This window comes from Caulobacter sp. 602-1 (genome assembly GCF_003931565.1).
In the GTDB taxonomy this organism is placed as follows: domain Bacteria; phylum Pseudomonadota; class Alphaproteobacteria; order Caulobacterales; family Caulobacteraceae; genus Caulobacter.
The window spans coordinates 548028-562429 of the sequence record NZ_RRYI01000003.1 but is presented as its reverse complement, the minus strand read 5'-3'; the positions used below and the strand labels follow the sequence as shown (position 1 = coordinate 562429).

At 63.4% G+C, this 14402-nt stretch carries 23 protein-coding genes; 13 read left to right on the top strand and 10 right to left on the bottom strand.

Going from position 1 to position 14402, the window contains the following annotated elements; translation table 11 throughout:
• Nucleotides 1-5: 5 nt before the first annotated feature.
• The 3 genes from EIK80_RS11585 to EIK80_RS26110 all read right to left on the bottom strand — a co-directional run bounded on the left by EIK80_RS11585 (nt 6) and on the right by EIK80_RS26110 (nt 1591).
• Entirely contained in the window at nt 6-332 is a 327-nt protein-coding gene (locus tag EIK80_RS11585) for a hypothetical protein (RefSeq protein WP_125157131.1), read from the bottom strand.
• A gap of 85 nt (nt 333-417) precedes the next feature.
• Nucleotides 418-1254 (bottom strand): helix-turn-helix domain-containing protein, encoded by an 837-nt coding sequence (locus EIK80_RS11580; protein WP_125157130.1) that lies wholly within the window; start codon nt 1252-1254, stop codon nt 418-420.
• Between the two features lie 184 nt (nt 1255-1438).
• On the bottom strand, nt 1439-1591 hold the full coding sequence (locus EIK80_RS26110; protein ID WP_158624673.1) for a hypothetical protein: 153 nt from the start codon (nt 1589-1591) through the stop codon (nt 1439-1441).
• 31 nt (nt 1592-1622) lie between these two features.
• On the opposite strand from EIK80_RS26110, the gene EIK80_RS11575 reads away from it, so the two are divergent.
• The gene (locus EIK80_RS11575; protein ID WP_125157129.1) at nt 1623-1808 is read left to right on the top strand and encodes a hypothetical protein; all 186 of its coding nucleotides are present in this window, start codon (nt 1623-1625) and stop codon (nt 1806-1808) included.
• Between the two features lie 32 nt (nt 1809-1840).
• Here the strand turns inward: EIK80_RS11575 and EIK80_RS11570 are convergent, their stop codons facing one another.
• From EIK80_RS11570 to EIK80_RS11560, 3 genes are all read right to left on the bottom strand, one after another.
• Nucleotides 1841-2353, bottom strand: coding sequence for a hypothetical protein (locus EIK80_RS11570; protein ID WP_125157128.1), 513 nt, complete (start codon nt 2351-2353; stop codon nt 1841-1843).
• A gap of 47 nt (nt 2354-2400) precedes the next feature.
• The gene (locus tag EIK80_RS11565; RefSeq protein WP_125157127.1) at nt 2401-2661 is read right to left on the bottom strand and encodes a hypothetical protein; all 261 of its coding nucleotides are present in this window, start codon (nt 2659-2661) and stop codon (nt 2401-2403) included.
• Between the two features lie 70 nt (nt 2662-2731).
• Nucleotides 2732-3010, bottom strand: coding sequence for a hypothetical protein (locus EIK80_RS11560; protein WP_125157126.1), 279 nt, complete (start codon nt 3008-3010; stop codon nt 2732-2734).
• Between the two features lie 53 nt (nt 3011-3063).
• Between EIK80_RS11560 and EIK80_RS11555 the strand changes: the two genes are divergently transcribed.
• From EIK80_RS11555 to EIK80_RS11520, 8 genes are all read left to right on the top strand, one after another.
• The gene (locus EIK80_RS11555; protein WP_125157125.1) at nt 3064-3492 is read left to right on the top strand and encodes a hypothetical protein; all 429 of its coding nucleotides are present in this window, start codon (nt 3064-3066) and stop codon (nt 3490-3492) included.
• Nucleotides 3493-3558: 66 nt separating this feature from the next.
• Nucleotides 3559-3879 carry a hypothetical protein gene (locus tag EIK80_RS11550; RefSeq protein WP_125157124.1) on the top strand — a complete coding sequence of 107 codons (321 nt, stop codon included), beginning with the start codon at nt 3559-3561 and terminating at the stop codon, nt 3877-3879.
• Nucleotides 3876-5006, top strand: a complete 1131-nt coding sequence (locus tag EIK80_RS11545) for a hypothetical protein (protein ID WP_125157123.1) — start codon at nt 3876-3878, stop codon at nt 5004-5006. Before EIK80_RS11550 ends, EIK80_RS11545 begins: the two co-directional genes overlap by 4 nt.
• A 4-nt stretch (nt 5007-5010) precedes the next feature.
• Nucleotides 5011-5760, top strand: coding sequence for a hypothetical protein (locus EIK80_RS11540; protein ID WP_125157122.1), 750 nt, complete (start codon nt 5011-5013; stop codon nt 5758-5760).
• 62 nt (nt 5761-5822) lie between these two features.
• On the top strand, nt 5823-6290 hold the full coding sequence (locus EIK80_RS11535; RefSeq protein WP_125157121.1) for a hypothetical protein: 468 nt from the start codon (nt 5823-5825) through the stop codon (nt 6288-6290).
• 28 nt (nt 6291-6318) lie between these two features.
• The gene (locus EIK80_RS11530; RefSeq protein WP_125157120.1) at nt 6319-6750 is read left to right on the top strand and encodes a nuclease; all 432 of its coding nucleotides are present in this window, start codon (nt 6319-6321) and stop codon (nt 6748-6750) included.
• 24 nt (nt 6751-6774) lie between these two features.
• Nucleotides 6775-7455: a hypothetical protein gene (locus EIK80_RS11525; protein WP_125157119.1), complete on the top strand. Its 681-nt coding sequence runs from the start codon at nt 6775-6777 to the stop codon at nt 7453-7455.
• Nucleotides 7456-7512: 57 nt separating this feature from the next.
• The gene (locus EIK80_RS11520; RefSeq protein WP_125157118.1) at nt 7513-7725 is read left to right on the top strand and encodes a hypothetical protein; all 213 of its coding nucleotides are present in this window, start codon (nt 7513-7515) and stop codon (nt 7723-7725) included.
• Between the two features lie 509 nt (nt 7726-8234).
• On the opposite strand, the gene EIK80_RS11515 is transcribed toward EIK80_RS11520, so the two are convergent.
• From EIK80_RS11515 to EIK80_RS11505, 3 genes are all read right to left on the bottom strand, one after another.
• A complete protein-coding gene (locus EIK80_RS11515) occupies nt 8235-8621 on the bottom strand; it encodes a hypothetical protein (RefSeq protein WP_125157117.1) in 387 nt (128 codons plus the stop codon).
• 16 nt (nt 8622-8637) lie between these two features.
• The gene (locus tag EIK80_RS11510) at nt 8638-8835 is read right to left on the bottom strand and encodes a hypothetical protein (RefSeq protein ID WP_125157116.1); all 198 of its coding nucleotides are present in this window, start codon (nt 8833-8835) and stop codon (nt 8638-8640) included.
• Nucleotides 8836-9044: 209 nt separating this feature from the next.
• Nucleotides 9045-9584: a hypothetical protein gene (locus EIK80_RS11505; protein ID WP_125157115.1), complete on the bottom strand. Its 540-nt coding sequence runs from the start codon at nt 9582-9584 to the stop codon at nt 9045-9047.
• Nucleotides 9585-9784: 200 nt separating this feature from the next.
• Between EIK80_RS11505 and EIK80_RS11500 the strand changes: the two genes are divergently transcribed.
• A complete protein-coding gene (locus EIK80_RS11500) occupies nt 9785-10159 on the top strand; it encodes a hypothetical protein (protein ID WP_125157114.1) in 375 nt (124 codons plus the stop codon).
• A gap of 46 nt (nt 10160-10205) precedes the next feature.
• Here the strand turns inward: EIK80_RS11500 and EIK80_RS11495 are convergent, their stop codons facing one another.
• Nucleotides 10206-10724: a hypothetical protein gene (locus tag EIK80_RS11495; protein ID WP_125157113.1), complete on the bottom strand. Its 519-nt coding sequence runs from the start codon at nt 10722-10724 to the stop codon at nt 10206-10208.
• 127 nt (nt 10725-10851) lie between these two features.
• Between EIK80_RS11495 and EIK80_RS11490 the strand changes: the two genes are divergently transcribed.
• From EIK80_RS11490 to EIK80_RS11480, 3 genes are read left to right on the top strand one after another with little or no spacing between them, the layout of a single operon-like run.
• A complete protein-coding gene (locus EIK80_RS11490) occupies nt 10852-11157 on the top strand; it encodes a hypothetical protein (protein ID WP_125157112.1) in 306 nt (101 codons plus the stop codon).
• Complete coding sequence (locus tag EIK80_RS11485; RefSeq protein ID WP_125157111.1) at nt 11132-12487, top strand: PBSX family phage terminase large subunit; 1356 nt, start codon at nt 11132-11134, stop codon at nt 12485-12487. Before EIK80_RS11490 ends, EIK80_RS11485 begins: the two co-directional genes overlap by 26 nt.
• A complete protein-coding gene (locus EIK80_RS11480) occupies nt 12472-14313 on the top strand; it encodes a hypothetical protein (protein WP_125157110.1) in 1842 nt (613 codons plus the stop codon). The genes EIK80_RS11485 and EIK80_RS11480 overlap by 16 nt, the downstream gene beginning before the upstream one ends.
• Nucleotides 14314-14402: the final 89 nt, after the last annotated feature.

The window sequence follows — 14402 nt, the reverse complement described above, 5'->3', positions numbered from 1 at the left end:
CTCACTCATGCGGCCATGAGAAAGGGCGCCAGGTCGTCGGCGACGACGGGCGTGGCGGGGCGCGCGAGCCGGTTCAGGCGCTCGCGGCAATTGCGGGAATAGGTCTCGAAGCGGTCGAGCTGCCGACGCTGGGAGCGGGCAACGACCTTGTCGCCCGACTTCAGCGCGGCTTGGAGGACGCGGCGCGCCGTGGCGGCCTGGGCTTCGTTGCGGGCCAGCATGGCGGCGACGATCGAGGCGTCACGCTCGTAGGTGGCCGGGAACAAATTCCGGGTACGCCGAGGCTCTAGGCCTTCAGCAAGGACGCGCTTCGGACTGATCGTGCCGGCCATGGGCGGGCGCTCCATCGGGTGTCGATGGAGTAATTTATTGCGCGGAAAAAATTACGCGTCAACGGTCGATGCGTAATATTTTCCGCTAAGCGTCGGGTGTGGCGCTCCGCACGATGGTGGGTCCGGAGATGACGTTGATAGAGCGCAGAACTCGGGAAGGGATAGAGAGCGCTTCTTCTCGTGACTTAAAAATCTGCGGCTCGCCGGATGGCAGGTAATTTGGAAGAACAACCTCACTATCGGCTAAGCTTGACGGGTTTGGTAGCTGTAAAACCAAGTTATCGCCAAATATACGCAGTCGACGTATAGTTCGCTGATTTTCTGCAATGTTTATAGAATTATTGCCTTCAGATATCCGCTGTCGCTCCAATATAACCAGGTCATTATCTTTAAGCGCAAGGTTGTGGTCAAAGAATGCAACGCAGTGAACATACGACCCCCTCGGGGCCACGCTAGAAGCGTGCCCATCAACAACATATTCAAGATGTTGATAGCCAGGTAAGAATTCAGGAATTCCGAAGATGTCGGAATTGAATACGACGTAACATTTATCCTCCTCACTGGAGGATATGTCTGAAGTTATGTCTTGCCACTTTTCGGAGAGATTGTTTGATATTTCAAGCTTTCTGACCCCAGTTAAAAGTCCATTGTCCCGTTTTTCTATCGATTCACTGGGCCAAATTTTGTTAGTAACACCTAGTAGATAGTTGATATCGCACTGAAGCTCTTTCGATATTGCAAGAAGCGTGTCACTGCGTGGCGATTTGCTCCGCCCGTGAAGTATCGTTCTGAGGGCATCTGGGCCGAGCCCGGCGGAGAGGGAAACTTCGCGCGGGTTGCGGCGCAGCGCTTCTAGCCTCTCCCGGATCCGCTCTTGGAGCAGGCTGTCGGTCTCTGCGGCTTTGGGCTTCAATTCGAACATGCGGGAGATATTACGCGCGTGTAGGGCGACGGCCAGCGGAAGAAATTACGCATAGCCGTTGACTGGGCGGAAAATATTACGCATCTGTTTGCCCATGAGCGTTCAAGCCTTCATTGACGAGTGCGACGCGGCGGCAGTGCTAATCGGCATCAGTCCGGCTCGCCTCAGCACCATTGTCTTCGGTTCAGGGGCCACCCTGGATCGCCTCCGCAGGGGTTGCGGCATAACGGTCCGCGTGCTTGAGCGCGCCCAAGAAAGATTGCAGCTGATCAAGGCCGAACGGCAGGCGCCGGACGACGAAGCTGGAGTCGCCGCCTGATGCCAGCTCAATCGTCATTGGCCGGTCTTGGCCGTGAAGGAGCCGCCTGATGTCGGCTTATACGCTCTACATGCTGACGGCTCTCGGTGATGGCGCCTTCGCGCTGGGCGCTTGGGTCAACATGACCGCCGCGCTTCGCGACGGGAACTCCCTGCGCGCCCTGGGTTGGTCGGCCATGGCCATCGGCTCCGTCATTCTCGCCTTTGCCTTCTCGGCGCGAGCTCTGAGGATCTGATGGAAGTCCATCTGACAGACTTTTTCGCTCGGCTAACCTGCCCGGAGTGCCACGGTCTTCTTGACCTCGAGGACACCATCCGGCCACGAGCGAACGGTTATTTTCACTTTGAAGGGTGCGGCGAGCGACGGGCCAATGACGTAGAACTTCGCCTTCCTGGCTTGAGGATCGTAGCCACTCTCGTAGAGCTGGGCAGTAATGCGGCGCGTCCCCGTCGACGGCGTATGGTCGAGCGGCGGCAACGGATGACCGAGTGGCCCAGGGATGTCTTCGGCCATAGCGAGCACTCGCTTGGTGCCCAAGCCCAGGTCGATGGTGGCCTGGTAGCGGGTCAACGGATCGGGCGGCACGAAGCGAACCACAAAGACACCGGCATTCTGCGCTTCGTCGAAGTCCGCGGGCTGGACCGTCAAGGTGCGCAGCTTCGCGGCTCGCCGGTCGAGCAGATAGAGTGCGGCCGCTGGAATACCGACCACGACACCAGCAATGGTGCCGATCGCGCTCGCTATTTCCGCCCAGTTCGGCGGGTCGGGTTGTCCACTCATCGTAGTGCAGCTTCGCCGCGCGATCCATTGCTGTCGAGTCATCCGGTTCAGTCATCGTTCGCCGGCCCGCCATGGGGCGCGTCATCGACCTCGATGTCGACCACTTCGCTCTCGCCTCGATCGGCGATGAGCATGGCCGACGCGATGGCCGCCAACCGGATCTGCTCGGCGATCTCCTCGGTGTCCGGGTCCAGCTCGTCGAGCATGTCCTCCAGGGCGCCTTGGATTTCGAAGAGCAGGGGCTCGACCTCTGTCCCGTTGGTCCGGTGGAGGTCGAAGTCGATCAGCAGCTGGAACAGGATCCTCAATGCTTCGATCTCTACGAAGATCGGGGGGAGGGCGGCTTCTATTCTGTCGAGCCGCTGGCGCGAGGTCTCCTTACCGACCACGGCGACGAGCGCCGATCGCGCGAAGGTAGTCGGCCAGCGCCGTCTTGGCCTGGCGACGCTTCGCCTCGGCGACGGCGTTCCACGTGGCCTGGGCGCTGGGGTTCAGCCGTCCCGCCAGACGGCAGGCGCCGGCGCCGATGGCGTGGTCGACAGCTTCGGCGAGCAATTCCTCGGGGCCAGAAACACAGAACGGCCGGGCCTGTCCGCCCGACCGCTCCAGATCTTCATCCCAATACTGCTCGGACCGGCAAGTCCGATCGTCCTTCATGAACCCTCCCGCGCATCCGCCGGCGGGGCCAATCCCTGGCCGACGAGACAGTCATGCCAGCGATGAGGGATGCGTTCGTGGGAGTTCTCCCCCAAGCCAGAAGTTTCGACGATGGGTGCTTCGCCGAGGAGGTCGCAAAGCGGCTCCGGGCCAGGCATCCGGTCCACACCGCCAAGAACGTGGCGCGGGACCTCAACTGCACGCCCAAGACCGCCGAGAACATCTTGGCGGGCCATCTCAGCGGGAGATCGATCGCCCGCCTGTCGATGGTCTACGGGCTCGGATTTCTGATCGACGTGGGCGCCGCGGTTACCGGCACGACGCTCCGAGATTTCATCGTCGCCCAAGCTGACGACGCGCGCCGGGAACAACTGAAAGCGATGGAGCGCGAGCGTGAATTCACCGAGCTGGAAGAAGGTCTTGCTGCTGGCGCTCCTGGGCGTCCAGGCCCGCGTCGGGAGCCTTCTCAGCCGGGCCGCTGATCCTGTCGCGAACTATGGCCGCGCGCTGCGCATCCGTGCCGAGCGCCGCATGAAAGAACTGGAACGATGAGCGACAACGTCATCGCCTTCGCGCCGCGCCAGGCTGCTGAAGCGGAAGACCCGATCATGGCTGCGTACTTCCGCCGCTGGGCAGGGACGAAGGAGCGCTTGAAGGCGCTCGTCGTCGCCCTGAGTTACGAGTACGGCTATCAGCGCGACATTTGGACGGACGGCTATGCCTCGTTCGACGATCCTTTCCTGGAGGTCGCGACGCTTGCGATCGATCTAGCCGCCGAGATGGCAGGTCCGGAACAAGCCGCTCGGATCGCCGAGATCGGCGCCAAGCGAGTGCGTAGGCTCGTGGTCGATGGCGCTGACGCCCTATGACCGCCCCCTTCACACCATCTGACTGCGATCTGCGCGACTTCCCGAGGATGTCGATCGATGTCCCGCGCCTGTTCGCCTCCAGCTTCAACGCGACGGCGTCTCGCAACCCGATCGCCTGGATGATCGGCCACAAGCTCTGGTACCGGGCCTGGCATCAGGTGCCGGCCGCGTCGTTGCCAGATGACGACGACGAGCTATGCCATCTCGCCGAGTTGGGCTTCGACGTGAAGACCTTCAGGAAGGTGAAGGCCGTCGCGATGCGCGGCTGGATCAAGGCCGACGACGGTCGCCTCTATCATCCCGTGATCGCAGAAGCGGCGCTGATCTCGTGGCTTGAGAAGCTGCTTCAGCGGGTCAAGAGCGGCCTCGGCAACGCCAAGCGATGGAAGGTCGCGTTCGATGGCGCGGCACTTGAGCAGCAGATCCGCGACGCGGCCGCAATGCTGTCTGCGCGCAATCCGCTCGCGCCCGTCCTGGCCAAGGACACGGTGATGAAGTGCCTCGCGGGCATCCCTCTGGGATCGCCGTTGCCTTCCCTCAGCGATCCCACTGGGACGCCTGACGATCCCACTGGGATTCCTACTGGGACCGAAAAAGCCGGGAATTCCGATCCCTCAGCAATCCCAAGGGAAAGGGAAAGGGAAAGGGAACTAAAAGAAGAAGGTTCTTCACTTCGTTCAGAACCTGACGTGCGCGCCAGCGATCCGATCCTGGCTCCGACGCTGGCGCTCGACGGGGCGGGCTGCTCGCTGGTCCCGGCCGAAGCTGGGCCCAGGCGGAGCAGGCCAGCCAAGCCGACGCCCTCGAACATCACCGCCGACGAGCGCGGCGAGTTCGAGAGCTGGTGGGCGGTCTACCCCCACAAGGTCTCGAAACAGGCGGCGCTCCTGGCGTTCGCCAACGTGCTGCGGTTCGCCGGCGTCGCGGCTCCGCACCTTTCCGAGCGGGCTCAGCTTTACGGCGAATGGCTCCGCCACACCGGAACGCTCCCAGCGAACGGCGCGACCTGGCTGAACGGCCGCCGCTGGGAAGACGACCTCGATTTCAGCCCCCGCCAATCCCACCAACCCCGCCACCAGTGGTCGTCGATGGACGACGCCATGGGCAGCATGACCCTTGAGGACTGATCAGATGAACCACGTCGCACGCAGCGGCGCGGCCCGGGCCCTGGCGCCTGTCGCCGCCAATCAATCCGAGGCCGAGAAGAAGGCCCACCAGATCGCCGAAATCGACCGCCTTTGCGTCGCTCCGGTTCGCCGGGCGCGCGAGGCCTGGTTCGGCACCAAGTCGGACAGTTTCAGCATCGCTCTTGCCGCCAGGAACGCGCGCTGGGACGCAGCGGGATTTGTGGCCAACAACCCGCCGGAACGCTGCGCGAAGCAGCGGGAATATCTGGAGGCGAACCTGGCGCAGATCGTGTCGCGAGAGCAAGCCGAGCAGGTCCTCATCACGATGAAGGCAGCCTGCAGCGCGAAGCCCAGCCGAAACCAAAGCGGCGTGATCATCGGCCGGCTGATCGACAGCTTCCCCAATGCGCGGCCGCACAGCGCGGTGACCTACCGCGAAAACCTCGTCCACCTGTGCGAGGTGGATGGCTACTCGCCCGCTGTTGTCGCGCTGGCCTGCGACGCGATCATGCGCGACCCAACCAACGAGTTTCTCCCAGCGCCGGCCGTCTTCCTCGCCGCCTGCAAGAAGCAGCACGACGAGCTCCGTACTGTTCATCGGCATGCCTGGATGACCCTGGAAGGCCGCGTCGCGCTGGAGACGAGCCTTGCGGAGATGACGGCGGCCGAGACGGGCAATGTACCCGCGCTCCCGATTCCGTTGGATCCCACGATGATCCCGCCGTTGGCGCCAGAGCGCTCGGCATTCGTGTAGAGGCGCCCTCGCGCTACAATAGAACAAACCACGAATCTCATTTTTGGAAGCGAGACCCAACGATGACCTCAAAGGCCGACCGAAAGCGCCGCAAGATCGCCCAGCGAAAAGCTCCGCCTTATCTGCCGCCATTCGCTGTCGGCCAAGCCGCCCGTGCAGCCGCCGCAGCCAAGCGGCGCGAGAGAGAGCTCGAGAGGCGACGCGAAGAAGGCGACCATTACTTCAGCCGCACGCCCAAGCAAGAACGGGCGGAGGAATGGTTCGAGGGGCTCGTCCACGCTGCAGCGCCGGAAGCTCGGGAGTTGATCAGGAAAATCCGCGCCGAGCTGACCATGGAAGAGTTCGCAGTCCTGGCCGAGAGCGCGAGGAGCGACCGCGTCCCGATGCGGATCGGCCATTCGCCGACAACCACCCACGATCTGCGGATGTCGGCTCTTCGCAAGCTGGTGATCTACCGCGCCATGACCGGCCTGGACGAGCGCGAGTGCGTAGACCAACCGCCGCTTCCTGCGGCCGAAGATCAATCCTGAAGCGTCTGTTCAAGTCGGGGAAATCACCATGTCAACCATAGGTCTGATCGCGCGCCTCGGTGCCGCAGCCGCCTTTACCCTGATCGCCGGCGTGGCGGCTGCAGACCCTTGTGAGGCGCCTGTGTCGGGCTATCGGCCCGGCCAGCGCGTCTCAGCGCCGATCATCTACGTCGGCGACGGGGACAGCTTCTGCTTGGCACTGGGTCGCGACCCGTCCCAATGGCTGGAGATCCGAGAAGCGCGCTGGTTCGCGCCTGAACTGCACGACCTGGGCGGCCGCGAGGCGAAGCGCGCGATGGATCGCCTCGTCGGCCGGCGCGCAACCTGCACCGTGGAGCGCGGCCACAACGGGCAGACCCAATCATACGACCGGGTCATCGCTGCCTGCACGGTCGACGGATTGCCCATCGCCGAACACATGCGCCGCGCCGGCATCGCGCCCGGTGGCCGCGGCCGCTGATCGTAAAAAGTCGGGGAACATCACATGCGTAGTTTCAAGAACGGCCGCCCCCGCAAGTCCGGCGACCGCTACCCCTCCGGAAAGCTCAAGCCCGACGTGAAGCCCAACAGCCGGGTGGTCGCCATGCGCCGGGCTCTCCTGGGCGCCAAGGATGGCGAGGCGGTCGACCTGACCAAGACCGAACACCCCCTCGACCTGGCCCTGGCCCGCGGTTGGCTGACCCAGGAGCGCTACGACGCCGCCCAGCTGTTCATCCGCCTCTACCGTGGGATCCGCTTCCCGGTAATGGCGGTGTCCCGCGACCCGTCGGACCTCGGCGTCCTGTCCAAGGAAGATCGAGCGCTGATCGGCGAGAAGCTGAACTGGGCGAACATGCCGTCGGCGGACGTCAACCGACTGTTCGACGCCGTGGTCATGGCGGCACGTCCGTCGACGCCGGCGCCGCGCCAGGCCGACCCGCTCCCCGTCGTGCCCGGCCAGCTTCGCGAGATCTGGGCCGTCCTCAAGCCGGAGCAGGCGCGCGAGCTGTTCTCGGTGGCGATCCTGGGCCACTGGCCGCAGTGGGTCATCTGGCAGGCGAGGGGGGAGGTTGTTCCCGGCCCGGCGAGGCGCCGTCAGCGGCTGCTGATCGATGGGCTCGAAACGATTGTAAGCGGAAATGAGCGGTCGAGATTTCGGCAGCGAGACCTTGTCGGAGCAGCTTAGCGGTGCAAAAAACGCTTCAAGGCTGTTCCAAATCGCGCCATTCAACCACAGGTCTCCATGATGCCTCGCTACGCTGGCTTTGCTGTAATCGGCGGTCATCCGATCCGGGTGAACCCGCAAGAGGTCCAAACTATCTCGGTAGCCAAACCTGGCGAAACAACGAGACTGTTGATCCGTGGGCAGACCGATCAGATCTACGTGCAGGGCGACATCGACGAAGTTCAGTCCAAGCTCGAAGACGCTTGGAATTACGAAGTGCCGATTGAGTAGGTGGCGGATCTGGGTCGCTGGGAGCCAATTGAAAAGCCCCACCGGTAAGGGGGGGCTGCTGTGGAGATCGGCGGCCGGATCCTTACGGAACTGCGCAATGGCCCGTCCGCGCCTGGATTACGTGAAATAGAGCAAGCGTCCGCATTTCCTGGAAAACCGTTGCTCTTTCGTCCATCGGCCTGCCGGATATCGGATCGCGTGCGGGCACGGCGCCGCCATCGGCTAGATGCTCGATTACGATCTTGTCGATTGCGTCGCGGCATCCACCGATGACGGCTTCTGCAACGCGATCGGCCGGCTCACTGCTCCCCGCCAAGCGGTAAGCCCATCGGTGGACACATCCCTGCGCATTAGGCCAGGGTCTAGGCCCGGGGGTCGTTGTAGAGACTGGTGGGGGTGTTGAGCAAATGGCTGGATCGGCACGCGGGCCGCACGATGCCAGGGTCAGCGACAACACGATCGAAGCGATCAGCTTGTTGTGTCTCATTCCCCCTCCAAGGGGTAAGGGGCTATGGCTGAGCCGGTGATTTAAGCTCGGCGCTAACGGCATCGACGATCGTGTTGAAGTGCTTCATCACGCGCCCCTTCGCCAAGATGTTGGTCGACATCTTCAGCTCGCCATCAAGCTCGAGGGCTGAGCGCCCCTCGCCCTCTTCGACGATGGCCACCGTCATGTTCTCCCCCATCGAGAATCCGGACATTCCCGCTGACAGCGATACCCGCATCAGCTCGTCGTTCTGCGATTTGACCTTGTACCGAAGGCCAGGCAGCGCTTTGACTAACGCTGCGTAGACCTCCGAAGCGGGCCGCTTGAAGGTCTGGCGGTACTCAGACGCCGCCGCTGGGGTAGACAGTGCCATCGCCATGCCGGCGACGATTGATAAGCGCCTAAGCATTCCCCTCTCCCAGCCGCTAGGCGGCGCTGTGATCGCGCGGCCAAGGCGCGAACGCAAAGATCCAGAAGAGGACGAGGTTCACGAGCGGGATGAGCGCGAGGACGGCAAGCCACCCGGAGAAGCCGGTGCGCCTGAGGATCTGCGCGACGGGTATGATATACGTGGCGACGACCACGAGCACGATGATCCAGTGGACCGGGCCTAAGCTTCCCATGTGCCCCTCCCAAGGCTGCAGTGAAGCGCCACCATAGAGAGGTGTTTGCCCGCGATGCAATCGCCGTGATTGGGCGGCATCGTGATCAAAGGGCTTGATGAGAAAGCCGCCAAGACCGGATCAGAGCGAGGCGCGGAAAGACGCTACACGGCGGCAAGCCATTCCGCAGCGTCCCAAGGGTGCTTGAAGCCCCGAGGGAGCGTACGGTGCTAGTCGACCCCGAAAAGGAATGCGTCCTTTCCGTCGGATGTACTGAGAGCATATTCGCCAGGCGGCAGGTTAATCTTCGGGCGGATTTTGAAAAAATTCTGCCCATATTTTGAAGCGGTAAACTCTACTATGCGGCTTTCTAGCTGCCGAGAGGAGCCGATACCAAGAGCTCCAGCGGACATTATCGGCAAATGGCGCGTACTCTGCTTGGGCACCAGGGTAAAGAATTGCACTGTCGAGTATGGATCGATGTCCTGCCTTTGAACCCGAACGACGAACTCAAGCCGTTGTCCAGCGTTGAAACGCACTGGCGACGTGCCGCCGCTAATGACGTATTCCGACGCGCCGCCAGCAAAACCCAGCGCCTTCAGCTTCGTTTTCGCTTGGGGGGTCTTCCGCTCCAACTCCAAGCGCGAACCCTTTTCGTTCACCGCTTCGAATACGCCAATGTAGTCAGGCCCAGTTTGGCCAACCGCTTGAGCTACCGGAGTGAGAGCTAGTCCAAATGCTATCAGGGCTACTGCGACAGACTTGAACATCGGAAGTCCCTTCTAAGCCATGTGTGAAAACCACCATGGCGGGCGACATTGCCGAATGCAACTCCTTGACCCGTGGTCGCTTGACAGGCGCGCCGAACAGCCTGAGATTTACCGAAAGTTCAAACAGCGCAGTTGCGCCGCCAGCCCCGACCCATCGGCCGGGGCTTTTTCGTGCCTGGCATGTGGGCTAGGCTTCGACCATGGCCAGCTACATGCTCATCGGTGGACCCAGCCACGGCGAGATTGTCGAGGTCGTCAACGATGAGCCGGTCCTGCGCGAAGACATCGCCGCGGGATTCGAGATCGGCGGCTGGGATCGCCCACATAGGCGCCGGCCCGCACCCTGGGTTCGCTATACTCCCTGGTCGATCGCCGACCAGCTCGGGCCAAAGTACAGAGCCTTCCACCTTATGGCCCCGGAAGGCGCAGACCCGGCGATTTCCCTGCTGCTCTTTCGCGAGATGATCGCGATGCATGAGCGCAGCGCGCGAGCCGACCGCCCTCCGGAGGTCACCGCAGGCATCCGCCAGATGCTTGCTGATATCGAGCCGCATTGCCGGCCCGAGCCCGATTAGTCGCACGTCGCACGTCGCACCGGCGAAGGCTGGCGGCGGGAAGGTGTTAGGCAACGTGCCAATGAGGCGCGGAGCCCATGCTGGCGACCGTTACCGGATCGTGGTCGGGGCTCTCCCGCCAGACAATCCGCCATTCTTGGAAGAAGCTGCGATTTGGTCCGATCTGGGCGCGGAACTCCCCAGTCGCGAGGTTCACATACTGCACGCCGGGTGTGTTCTGGTCCTTCAGATAGAGCCAGTGCCCGCCATTTTCGTCGATCGCGATAGCGCCGTTCTTCGGTGCCGTTGTCGCAACAGGGAGTTGGAAAGCGCCCGGCCCAAATTCGAGGTGAAGCCCCTCTAAGGGACAAACTTCACTTCCCATCCCCAAAGCGTTGACCCACGTAGGCACAGCGCCCTTCAACTCGGATCCCTGCTGGGCCAGCACAGCATAGAGCGCCTCGTGCTGTGTTCCGCCTTTCAGGCAAAGCAAAAAGGCATCTCCCAGCTCCGCGACAACAAACGTGCCGTCGGCAATCTCTCTGCTGCTGCGTCGACGAAAAGCCGTGCCAAACGTAATCGTCATTTCGCCCTCCATGAGTGTGCATAAGCTTAGCTGCAACTCAGGGCCTGTCGAGGCGCAATTCCCCATATCGGGCCGTCTCTCGAGCAGGTGCTCGCTTATCTGAAAAACAATCAAAGGAAATCAAACCATGCCCACCCGAGGCGGGAAGCGCGAAGGCGCGGGCCGGCCGAAGGGCGCGGTCAGTAAGGCGACGGCCGACATCAAGGCGGCCGCGAGCGAGTACAGCCAGTCGGCGCTGACGACCCTGGCCGAGATCATGGGCAACGCCCAGTCACCGGCGGCGGCTCGCGTCGCTGCGGCCAATGCGATCCTCGATAGGGCGCACGGCAAGCCCAAGCAGTCGGTCGAGCTAGAAGGCGAGGTCGACGTGAACCAGACCGTCACCGCCGTGGAATACGTCGTGGTCGATGCGGCTCCGGGTTCCGGTAGCTAGGGTCTTCGTCCCGCTTCTCGCCAAGAGCCGATACAAGGGCGCGAAGGGCGGGCGGGGCTCGGCCAAGTCCCACTTCTTCGCCGACCTGCTGGTTACGCGATGCGTTGGCGCCGAGACGCGCGCCGTCTGCGTCCGTGAAGTCCAGAAGTCGATCGCCAAGTCGGTCAAGCAGCTCATCGAGGACAAGATCCGCTCGCGCGGGCTGTCCCACCTCTTCCGCGTCCTTGAGACCCACATCGAAGTCATCGCCGGCGCCGGGAAGGGCGGTCGCATCGACTTCCAGGGGATGCAGAACCACACGGCCGACAGCATCAAGTCGCTGGAAGGCTACGACGTCTGCTGGATCGAGGAGGCCCAGTCGCTCAGCCAGCGATCGTTGGACCTGCTTCGCCCGACTTTCCGCAAGCCTGGCTCGGAGATCTGGGCCAGCTGGAACCCGGAGAAGCCCGACGATCCGATCGAGGCTCTGCTGTGCGGACCGCACCCGCCGAAAGGGACCGTGGTCGTCACGGCCAACTACACCGACAACCCGTGGTTCCCCCAGGAGCTGCGGGACGAGATGGAGGTCGACCGCCTCCGCGACCCGGACAAGTTCAACCACGTCTGGCTTGGGCAATACCTCAAGCGCACGAACGCGCTGGTGTTCACGAACTGGCGGGTCGCCAAGTTCGACACGCCCAGGAACGCCAACCGACGGTTCGGGGCCGACTGGGGCTTTGCCCAGGACCCGACCACTCTGGCGGCCGCGTTCATTGGCCGGTGGGGTCCGAATGGCGAGGCGATCGACGACCCGAGCGGCCGCGTCCTGTTCGTGGACGAGGAGGCCTGGGAGATCGGGTGCGAGATCGACGACACGCCGGCCCTGTTCGCTGGCGACTGTCCGAAGGACCATACGGCTGAACGCTGGACCAATCCGAACCGGCGCAAGGGCGTCACCGGGGCGCTGAAGTGGCGGATCACCGCCGACAGCGCCCGGCCTGAGACCATCCGCTACATGCGCCGGCGAGGCTTCAAGATCCTGCCCGCCGTGAAGGGGGCCGGCTCGGTGGAAGACGGCATCGAGTTCCTGAAGACCTTCGACATCGTGGTGCACGAGCGCTGCGTGAACACGGCCCGCGAACTGGCGACCTACTCGTTCAAGGTCGACCCGGACACCGAGGAAGTCCTCCCGATCCTCGACGACAAGAACAACCACGTCATCGACGCCCTTCGCTACGCCCACGAGGGAGTGCGCAAGGCGGCGAAGCGCCCAGCCGAGCGCGCCAAGCCCAAGCGTGACGACTACGCCGCCAGCCGCAGCCAGGGAGGGCCAACATGGATGTCAGCATGACCGACCAGGCCCAAGAGGCTCAGCCTGCTTACGCGCCCCAGCTTGGCGATCTCAAGCGCGACTTCCAAAACGCCTGCGATGCCCAGCAGAAGGCCCGCGAGGAGGCGCGGACCAACCGCCGCTACTACGACAGCAAGCAGATCAGCCCGGCTGACCTGAAGGTGCTGGCCGATCGTCGGCAGCCGCCCCAGGTCGACAACGTCATCAAGCCGGCGATCAACGGCATGATCGGCGTTGTCGAGCGGGGCGAGACGGACCCAAAGGCCGCGCCGCGCACCCCGGACCGTGAGAACGCCGCCGACGCGGCGACGGACGTCCTGCAGCTGGTCTACGACGACACCAAGCTCCACGACATCAAGCTCAAGGTGTTCGAGAACATGCTGATCGAGGGCATTGGCGCCTCGATCACCGAAGTTGACGAGCGGATGAACGTCGTCGTCCGCCGGATCCGGTTCGAGGAATTCTTCTACGACCCGTTCAGCCGCGAGACCGACTTCTCGGACGCGGCGTTCATGGGCATCGCCAAGTGGTCCTACGTCCAGGACGTCGCCAAGATCTACCCGGAGTTCGCCGCCGAGCTGCGCACCCAGTGCAGCATGGGCGACACCAACGCCACCTTCGACGACCGGCCGCAGAACAACATGGCGTTGCTCTGGACCGACCCCAAGCTGAAGCGCCTGTTGGTGGTCGAGATGTACCGTCAGGACGGCGGCTGGAAGAAGGTGGTCTTCACCGGCTCTCTGCTGCTGGAGGCGGGCGATAGCCCCTATCTCGACGACGACAAGCAGCCGGCCAACCCGATCAGCGCCGCGGCGATCTACGTCGACGACGACAACAACCGCTACGGCGTCGTGTCGGACTGGCGATCGAACCAGGACGGCATCAACAAGCGCAAGTCCAAGCTCCTCTATCTGACGAGCGCGCGCCAGATCCAACAGCGTGAGCCCGACGCGGCCGAGGTCGACGCCGAGACCGCCCGTCGCGAGGCCGCGCGCCCTGACGGTGTGCTTCCGGCGGGCTGGGAGGTGGTGCCGACCACCGACATGTTCGAGGGCAACTACCGTCTGCTGCAGGAGGACAAGCAGGCCATCCAGCGCGCCGGCGTCAATCCGGCGGTGCTCGGCAGGGAAGGGGAGAACCAGAGCGGCCGCGCCAACCTCGTGCGCCAGCAAGCCGGGCTGACCGAGCTGGCGATAGTCTTCAAGGCCCTGAAGAAGTGGGAGGAGTCGACCCTCGTCAAGGCGTGGGAGCGCGTCCGCCAGTTCTGGACCGAGCCGATGGTCAAGCGGATCACGGACGACGAGAACTCCTGGCGCTTCCTGCACCTGAACCGGCCGGTGATCGAGGTGCAGGACCAGGTCGTCGGTTACGACACGTGGAGCGGTGAGCCGATCGTCCAGGGCGTACCTGTTCAGGTCGGCGTCGAGAACGCCATCGCCAAGATGGAGATCGACATCATCCTCGACAGCGTGCCGGACACCACCAACGTCCAGCAGGAGCAATTCCAGATCCTGTCGGAACTGGCCCGCGCTTACGGTCCGCAGGAGGTGCCGTTCGACGACCTGCTGGCGCTGTCGGCGCTGCCGCACAAGGCCCAGATCATGGACCGTCGTAAGGCTCGCCAGGAGCAGGCCGCCCAGGCCGCTCAGAACCCCAATCCGGTGCAGCAGTTGGCCCTACGCAAGGCCGCCGCCGAAACCGCCGAGACGGAAGCCAAGGTCGGCAAGACCCAGGCCGAGACCGCCGAGACCCAGGCCGAAGCCGCCATCAAGGCGCAGCAGGCCCAGAACCCCATGCTGGAAAGCTGGCTTCAACAAGCCGGCTGATCCCATGCCCGCCGCCGGGGCCAACGGGCGATCGCAGCTACGCGCCGGCTGAGAGGGTGCGAACAGGCCGCCGCTGATCGGGCGCTCCA

Coding starts and splice junctions, on each gene's coding strand:
- EIK80_RS11585 (WP_125157131.1), bottom strand. CDS start 332: ATGGCCGGCACGATCAGTCCGAAGCGCGTCCTTGCTGAAGGCCTAGAG.
- EIK80_RS11580 (WP_125157130.1), bottom strand. CDS start 1,254: ATGTTCGAATTGAAGCCCAAAGCCGCAGAGACCGACAGCCTGCTCCAA.
- EIK80_RS26110 (WP_158624673.1), bottom strand. CDS start 1,591: ATGACGATTGAGCTGGCATCAGGCGGCGACTCCAGCTTCGTCGTCCGG.
- EIK80_RS11575 (WP_125157129.1), top strand. CDS start 1,623: ATGTCGGCTTATACGCTCTACATGCTGACGGCTCTCGGTGATGGCGCC.
- EIK80_RS11570 (WP_125157128.1), bottom strand. CDS start 2,353: ATGAGTGGACAACCCGACCCGCCGAACTGGGCGGAAATAGCGAGCGCG.
- EIK80_RS11560 (WP_125157126.1), bottom strand. CDS start 3,010: ATGAAGGACGATCGGACTTGCCGGTCCGAGCAGTATTGGGATGAAGAT.
- EIK80_RS11555 (WP_125157125.1), top strand. CDS start 3,064: ATGCCAGCGATGAGGGATGCGTTCGTGGGAGTTCTCCCCCAAGCCAGA.
- EIK80_RS11550 (WP_125157124.1), top strand. CDS start 3,559: ATGAGCGACAACGTCATCGCCTTCGCGCCGCGCCAGGCTGCTGAAGCG.
- EIK80_RS11545 (WP_125157123.1), top strand. CDS start 3,876: ATGACCGCCCCCTTCACACCATCTGACTGCGATCTGCGCGACTTCCCG.
- EIK80_RS11540 (WP_125157122.1), top strand. CDS start 5,011: ATGAACCACGTCGCACGCAGCGGCGCGGCCCGGGCCCTGGCGCCTGTC.
- EIK80_RS11535 (WP_125157121.1), top strand. CDS start 5,823: ATGACCTCAAAGGCCGACCGAAAGCGCCGCAAGATCGCCCAGCGAAAA.
- EIK80_RS11530 (WP_125157120.1), top strand. CDS start 6,319: ATGTCAACCATAGGTCTGATCGCGCGCCTCGGTGCCGCAGCCGCCTTT.
- EIK80_RS11525 (WP_125157119.1), top strand. CDS start 6,775: ATGCGTAGTTTCAAGAACGGCCGCCCCCGCAAGTCCGGCGACCGCTAC.
- EIK80_RS11520 (WP_125157118.1), top strand. CDS start 7,513: ATGATGCCTCGCTACGCTGGCTTTGCTGTAATCGGCGGTCATCCGATC.
- EIK80_RS11515 (WP_125157117.1), bottom strand. CDS start 8,621: ATGCTTAGGCGCTTATCAATCGTCGCCGGCATGGCGATGGCACTGTCT.
- EIK80_RS11510 (WP_125157116.1), bottom strand. CDS start 8,835: ATGGGAAGCTTAGGCCCGGTCCACTGGATCATCGTGCTCGTGGTCGTC.
- EIK80_RS11505 (WP_125157115.1), bottom strand. CDS start 9,584: ATGTTCAAGTCTGTCGCAGTAGCCCTGATAGCATTTGGACTAGCTCTC.
- EIK80_RS11500 (WP_125157114.1), top strand. CDS start 9,785: ATGGCCAGCTACATGCTCATCGGTGGACCCAGCCACGGCGAGATTGTC.
- EIK80_RS11495 (WP_125157113.1), bottom strand. CDS start 10,724: ATGACGATTACGTTTGGCACGGCTTTTCGTCGACGCAGCAGCAGAGAG.
- EIK80_RS11490 (WP_125157112.1), top strand. CDS start 10,852: ATGCCCACCCGAGGCGGGAAGCGCGAAGGCGCGGGCCGGCCGAAGGGC.
- EIK80_RS11485 (WP_125157111.1), top strand. CDS start 11,132: ATGCGGCTCCGGGTTCCGGTAGCTAGGGTCTTCGTCCCGCTTCTCGCC.
- EIK80_RS11480 (WP_125157110.1), top strand. CDS start 12,472: ATGGATGTCAGCATGACCGACCAGGCCCAAGAGGCTCAGCCTGCTTAC.